The organism is Halococcus thailandensis JCM 13552 (assembly GCF_000336715.1).
Taxonomy (GTDB): domain Archaea; phylum Halobacteriota; class Halobacteria; order Halobacteriales; family Halococcaceae; genus Halococcus; species Halococcus thailandensis.
Window position 1 is genome coordinate 1 of the sequence record NZ_AOMF01000005.1, and the last position, 5,954, is coordinate 5,954.

At 58.5% G+C, this 5,954-nt stretch carries 9 protein-coding genes; 7 read left to right on the forward strand and 2 right to left on the reverse strand.

Going from position 1 to position 5,954, the window contains the following annotated elements; all coding sequences use genetic code 11:
• The first annotated feature begins 36 nt into the window (after window positions 1-36).
• Window positions 37-600 carry an HTH domain-containing protein gene (locus C451_RS00045; RefSeq protein ID WP_006600903.1) on the forward strand — a complete coding sequence of 188 codons (564 nt, stop codon included), beginning with the start codon at window positions 37-39 and terminating at the stop codon, window positions 598-600.
• Between the two features lie 341 nt (window positions 601-941).
• Here the strand turns inward: C451_RS00045 and C451_RS00050 are convergent, their stop codons facing one another.
• Window positions 942-1,610 (reverse strand): adenylate kinase, encoded by a 669-nt coding sequence (locus tag C451_RS00050; protein ID WP_239640281.1) that lies wholly within the window; start codon window positions 1,608-1,610, stop codon window positions 942-944.
• A 2-nt stretch (window positions 1,611-1,612) separates the two neighbouring features.
• Window positions 1,613-1,801, reverse strand: a complete 189-nt coding sequence (locus C451_RS00055; RefSeq protein ID WP_005533698.1) for a hypothetical protein — start codon at window positions 1,799-1,801, stop codon at window positions 1,613-1,615.
• A 321-nt stretch (window positions 1,802-2,122) separates the two neighbouring features.
• Between C451_RS00055 and C451_RS24200 the strand changes: the two genes are divergently transcribed.
• The 6 genes from C451_RS24200 (at window position 2,123) to C451_RS00085 (ending at window position 5,926) form a co-directional block, all read left to right on the forward strand.
• Entirely contained in the window at window positions 2,123-2,365 is a 243-nt protein-coding gene (locus C451_RS24200) for a helix-turn-helix domain-containing protein (RefSeq protein ID WP_006166119.1), read from the forward strand.
• Between the two features lie 76 nt (window positions 2,366-2,441).
• The gene (locus tag C451_RS00065) at window positions 2,442-2,849 is read left to right on the forward strand and encodes a hypothetical protein (protein WP_005533704.1); all 408 of its coding nucleotides are present in this window, start codon (window positions 2,442-2,444) and stop codon (window positions 2,847-2,849) included.
• Entirely contained in the window at window positions 2,849-3,058 is a 210-nt protein-coding gene (locus tag C451_RS00070; protein WP_004052064.1) for a hypothetical protein, read from the forward strand. The genes C451_RS00065 and C451_RS00070 overlap by 1 nt, the downstream gene beginning before the upstream one ends.
• 23 nt (window positions 3,059-3,081) lie before the next feature.
• Window positions 3,082-4,557 carry a hypothetical protein gene (locus tag C451_RS00075; RefSeq protein WP_239638921.1) on the forward strand — a complete coding sequence of 492 codons (1,476 nt, stop codon included), beginning with the start codon at window positions 3,082-3,084 and terminating at the stop codon, window positions 4,555-4,557.
• 29 nt (window positions 4,558-4,586) lie between these two features.
• The gene (locus tag C451_RS00080; protein ID WP_005533715.1) at window positions 4,587-5,150 is read left to right on the forward strand and encodes a hypothetical protein; all 564 of its coding nucleotides are present in this window, start codon (window positions 4,587-4,589) and stop codon (window positions 5,148-5,150) included.
• A complete protein-coding gene (locus tag C451_RS00085) occupies window positions 5,144-5,926 on the forward strand; it encodes a hypothetical protein (RefSeq protein ID WP_005533716.1) in 783 nt (260 codons plus the stop codon). Before C451_RS00080 ends, C451_RS00085 begins: the two co-directional genes overlap by 7 nt.
• The last annotated feature ends 28 nt before the right edge of the window (window positions 5,927-5,954 follow it).

Consider the following 5,954-nt stretch of genomic DNA (forward strand, 5'->3'; position numbering starts at 1 on the left):
CGGCTATGGTTCCCTCGTGCGAACGACGAACGAAGTATGAGCGAAGTTGACCTAGACGCGATTGAGGACGCGATGTTGCGACATCGTGACCCGGTTGTGACGACTGGAGACCTAGCCGACGAACTCGGGTGTTCGTCTCGGCACGTCCTGAACCAACTCCGAATCCTAGAGCGAACCGACGACGTGGGAAGCAAGCAAGTCGGCGCTCGGGCGGTTGCATGGTGGCACGTTGACCGAGTGACGCCGCCGACGATGCGCCCGGACGAGCATCCCGACCAGACGGCTCTTGACGACGCGTCTGAGACGAGCGACGACCGCGACGGCTTCGAGGACCTGCTGGCCGACTGGACGCCCGGACGGACGGACGCAAAGCGACAGGAGCAACGTGACGCCGGTCGCGCGGCGCTCCGCGTCCTTCGGGACGATGGTCGGATGACGCGCTCGGATTTTGAGGACGAACTTCTGCCCGCGTTCGCCGTCGAGGACCAGAGCAAAGAGACGTGGTGGCGGAAGTCGGTGCGCCCGGCGCTCCGGCTCGCGGTCGATGACGGCCGCGCAGTCCATCATCACGGACCTCCACACGAATACGAATGGGTCTAGAGGTCGGGTCTCCCTGCCCTAACCCTTGGGGTTAGGGCCGCGGAACACGGTTGCAGACAGGTTCAAAGCTTCTCGCCGTCGATTTCTATGCTCGGAGTCGGCGGTGTACCGGCCGGTAAACCGTATGTCGGTATAGCAATCCGAGTCGGGTCGGCTGGCACCGTCGTCAGCAAGGGCGGTCCGCGGACCGATAGCTCTCGGGAGTTAATTCCATAGACCAAGAACGCAACAAGAACGCAACAAGAGACGCACCAACCGCTAATCGAACCACCAACACAACGCATTCGTGTTAGGGTGTTGAACCTAACCGGGAGCCGGTCGGCGGGGGAGAACCCCCGCGTCTACCGCCCCCCGCTGACGACGCCGCCAGCCGCGGGAGTCCCCGCCCCAGATTCGGCTGAGACGACATCCGCCCGGCGCTCCGCCCAATCGGTCGGGATGACAAGCGCGCGCTCTCCAGACGACGTGTGGCGGATTTCAGCGAGTCCGTGCGTCCAATCAACGATGCGTTCCATGATTCGCTTCGTCGTCTTGCTCTCGACCGCGCCGTCCGACTCTCCGGCGACCTTCAGGGCCTTCATCATGTCCGGGGAGGTGACGCGGAACTTCTGGTTGTTCGAGTCGCCCGCGATGCTAGCGAGGTCGTCCATGTGGTTCCAGATGAACCGGGCACGCCAGAGGTTCCGAGACTGAGCTGTATCGAGCTGGGTGCGCGCCACGTCGTCGGGCATCCGGGCGAGTTTTTCGATGGGGAGGAGTCCAACGAGGTCGTCCGACTGAGGGCCGGCGTCCGCAGTCTCGATTCCTTCGAGAGCGTCGTTGACAAACTGCTTCCATCGAGACATGCCATTCTGCCACCCTTCGAGAGTTTCAACCCGGTCTTCTGCGTCTTCACGTGCCTTTCTCTCGCCTTCGAGTTCGGCACGGAGTCGTTCGTTCTCGGCTTCGAGTTCGGAAACACGGGATTCGAGGGAGTCGATTCGGTCGATAACGTCGTCTAGTGAGGTCATGGTCATTGCTGAGATAGGTTGTGTTGGTCAGGGTTCGATGCGGCATCACGTGCGAGCGCTGCGATTTCGCGCGAGACCTCGCCAACGACCGGGTGGGTCGCTAGTTCGTCGACGGCGTCGAGCGCGTCAGCTACTGCTTCGGCATCGTCGATGAATCGAATTGGTCGGAGTGCGGGATTGTCGTGTTGCATGGTTGACAGCCCACGAACCTCGAAAATTTGCAGTGCAAACAGCATATCCGGTGAATTTAAGCCGGATAGCGCCGTTAGCTCATATACACGCCCGAAACCGTTGCTTCGGTTTCGGGGGTTCTTCTTCGGGAGCAAGGGGCCATCTTGCTCCCGCCGCGCCACACCGTGAGTGACACGTCCGAGTTCTTGCTCTAACTGTTCAGTCAGGATTACTTAAACGTTTGTTAGTTCTTCCAAACTGCTCGTAATGCAAACAATTCTGTTAGCCATGCAAACATATTGACCACAATGAGTTTCCATCCAGCGATTGGCGGGTATCTCATGGACATCACGCCAACACAGAAAGCCATCCTCGTTGATTTGTTACTCCACAATGATGATAAGGCTGGTAACATTGCTCGGAGGACAGGGAGACACCGAAATTCGGTGTCTCGTTCCTTTCAGGACCTCTTAGATGCTGGATTCGTGCAGGAGAAGGGCGGCGGAGTCTACCGACTAACGGACCGTGGCCGAGAGTCAGCAATCGGCCTTGTAAAGCCACAGATTGATGTTTACGAGGCTTAAGATGGATATTTGCTACGCAAACTAAACAGTCATCAACACAAACACTTTTCACTAATTGCGACAGTCTAAAAATGTAATGTCGAAGATGGAATTCGACCCCGCAGACGCGGGGTTCACGGTGGCTCTCATGGTCGCCGGATTCATTCAGACGGGCATCGCAACCTTCCAACTATTCGATATCAATTTCACCGACGTGATTTTCTCGTCGGGGAATATCGAAATCACGCTTGCGTACGCGGTATCTGTCGGCGCGTTCGCGGGCATCATCATCACGAACGAGAACACCGACCTATCGTCTCTCAAAGACGATGCGGAGAAGCTTGACGACTACTATATGTGGTCGATTTTCGGCACGGTCGGGGTGTTCGCTGCGTGGCTGTTGGTCGGTGACGTTTCCTCATTCTTCCAGAGTAGCGACCTCTGGGGCTTGGTCTACGTCGGCATCACGAGCACGGCCGGGTTCGCTGCGGGGTGGATGCTCTAATGGTGGACCTTGACCTTGACCTAGAGACGGTCGCCACACTTGGCGCGTCGGTTGGTGCTCTCGACGCCGGACTATCCGCGGGCGCAGACATCACGATTTTATCCGACCTGCTTGGTGGCAGTCTTGAAATAGGGCTGATTGTGGTTGGTGCAGCCGGTGGGTCTCTCATCGCAGACCGGCTCGGACTCGTTGAGGTGTTTGATTCGTGACTCTCGTTCGGAGGGTCATGGTTATGCTGCTCGTTGGAATCGTCATCACGACCGCCGCCACGAGCGGCGTGGTTCCAGGGTCATCTCCGGTCGGACACGCATCTGCGGAGATGGTCAACTGCGATGGTTCGGCGTCAAACTACCTCGGTGGTGCGTGGTTCAATACGATTCTCGGCAATACCGAGGGTTGTCATTGGTCAGACAACACCGACTATGAGAATCTCACCGCCACAAATGCGTATTCAAGCGCTCTTGCCCTGAAAGACGCAACCGACTCGTACACCACGACGACGCAGAACTTCATGGCTAATGCTCGAACGGTCGCCATGTCAAAGGCTAAAATAACGATGGTGAACGAGCTAAATAACGGTGCATCCCGGTCACAGGCTAAATCCGCGGTGAACCAAACGGTTCGAGACTACTACTCTCGGGTTCAGGTTCGGATTCTCTCAGATTGGGACGCTAAAGTCACTCAAATAGCTAGTCTAGATAACCAATCCGACCAAACAATTGGATACTACTACCAAAATGAGAGGAATGGAGAATGGTACTCTGGTGGTGAAACGCTTGGAACAAACACGATTCAATTCGAGTTAGTCAATGGAACATCTGTCGATACTGAAGAAATCTCTCTGAGGACTCTCCCATCCGGCTCCCGTTTCCATCCGGGGGGGTCGTCAGACCCACCAAAAGCATCTCCTATCCGGGTTGTTGCCGTCGAACCAAACTCGTCCGAGGAGACACGAATCTTCGAGTCACAGGATTATGGGTCGCTCGGCTCTTGGGCGAACGACCAGAACGACACCTATCTGCTCGACGAAACCCAAGAGCAGACCCAACAAGTGCTTGCGAATATGGACCCCTACGTTGATGAGGTGTCCAGCCAGTACCAAGCAGGCGAAATAAACTCGTCAGACCTTGCGATGATGGACCCATCCACTATCGGGGCTGAGGCATCCACATCTCTCAAAAAGTCTGGATACTACGGTCAGGGCGCGGCCATGCTCGCGTCAACCGGTGCTTCCGGGGATATCAATGCATCGCACACTATTGCAGTCGGAGACGGCTCGGGCAATCCGACGGTGCTTAATGGAACATTGTTCTACACCGGAGATGACGCATCTGGTGGCTGGGATACTGGTCAGACATACCGATTTTCAGATTATAATGGAACCTTCTACATGGCTGTTCAAGATGGGGCCAACGGCACGATTGTTGACCTCTCCACATATGGGTCGCAGTTTGAAATTTTAGAGGCTGTGAACACCCGGACAGGGGAGACGATGAACACGACCAGCCCACACAAGTACCTCTACAACTCAACGAACGCAAGCTCCCTCGCGGACGAAATCGAGCAGTTGCGACAACTCAGAAGGCAGTATGAGACCACCGGAACTGGTGGCGGTGGTGGCGGCGGTGGCTTCGGTGTTGGAACCGAAGACCGCGTTATCATCGTTGCCGCGATTGTCGCGCTCATCCTCGTCTCAACCCGGAACTAACCCCACCGATTCCCAATTTTTCGGACACCATGCGCCGAATAATCACCACACTCATAATCCTCATCGCAGTTGTATCGCCCGCGCTCGTCGGCACGGTCGCCGCGACGAACGAGACAGCGACCGCCACGCCGAGCACGCCCGAATCAACCCAGACTATCGAACTCTCCCCGACGACTCGAATCAAATCGTGGTCGTTCTCAAATGGGACGTTCTCGCTCGTCGTCGAGGCGGATACTCCGACTCGAATCGCAATCACCGACGCCGGGACTCTCTCCCGAATCCTGAGCGAAGGAGACGGCTCGGCCGCGGGGAAAGCCCGCGTTCGGCGCATGACCTTGACCCCCGGCGAGACCACCGTCAATTTCCGCGCCGAGGACTTCAACGGCGCGTCGGCAATCACCGTCACCTCATCGAATGCGGACGGTATCGTTGCTATCCGGTCTGACGCAGTTAGGGCCGCGAAACCCCCCGTCGAATGGGGCACCGTCCAGTCACTCATTGGCGCAACAGCGGTCGCGTCAGTCGGCGGGACCTATGTCTGGGTGAAGCGCAAGCGCGAGGAGACAGACCTTGAGGTGGTCCGCGAATGGTGAACGACTGGCTGAAGCTCGGTGGCGCGGGCGCGGCGCTGGCGTACTTCGGCGGCGCGGAACTCCCGGCGTGGTCGAGCCTCGCGGTCTCAGCGCTCGTCATCGCGGGCGTGGCCGCGCTGTTCGCCACGGGGAAAATCAACGACCTCCTCCCCGACCCGCCTCGCGTCCGAATCGTACAGGTGAACGCGAACAACGACGAACCTATGGCGTGCTGGTCGCTCTCGCCGGACACGTTCGCAGAGACTCAGGTTGAGTGGGGGCCGCTGTATCCGCACCAGAAGGCAGAGGGGGAAGTGTACGAGGCGTATGCCTTCGACCCCGGTCGAAACGTCGCAGTCGGGACGTGGCGGCGGTCTATCCCCGGCTCGTCGCTCGTCGGTCGGCACGATACAGACGAGGTGCTGGACGTGATTGGAGAGTACCGCGGCGACCTCGAACCCGCGGCTCGACGCGGAGAATCGCTCCGGCAGGCGCTTCCGGCAATCGTCCGGCGTGTGAAGTTCGACACGATGGAATCGCAGAACGCCGCGCTCGACCCATCGAAACCGATGGTGACGGACCAGCCGTCAGTTGACGAGATTATCACGGCCGAACTCCCCGACGAACTCCGGCCGGGACGCCTTCGGAACGGCGACCTCCGCGACCTGCTCGACGCCGCCGCCGAAGACGACGGCGACGACTGGGGCGACGGAATGGGAATGGTCTTTGACGACGACCTCCCAGACGACGCGCTCGAACCGCGCGACCCACTTCTGAACGACGGAGGGAGCGCATGAGCGGCGGACGGAGCCAAGACCGGAACAC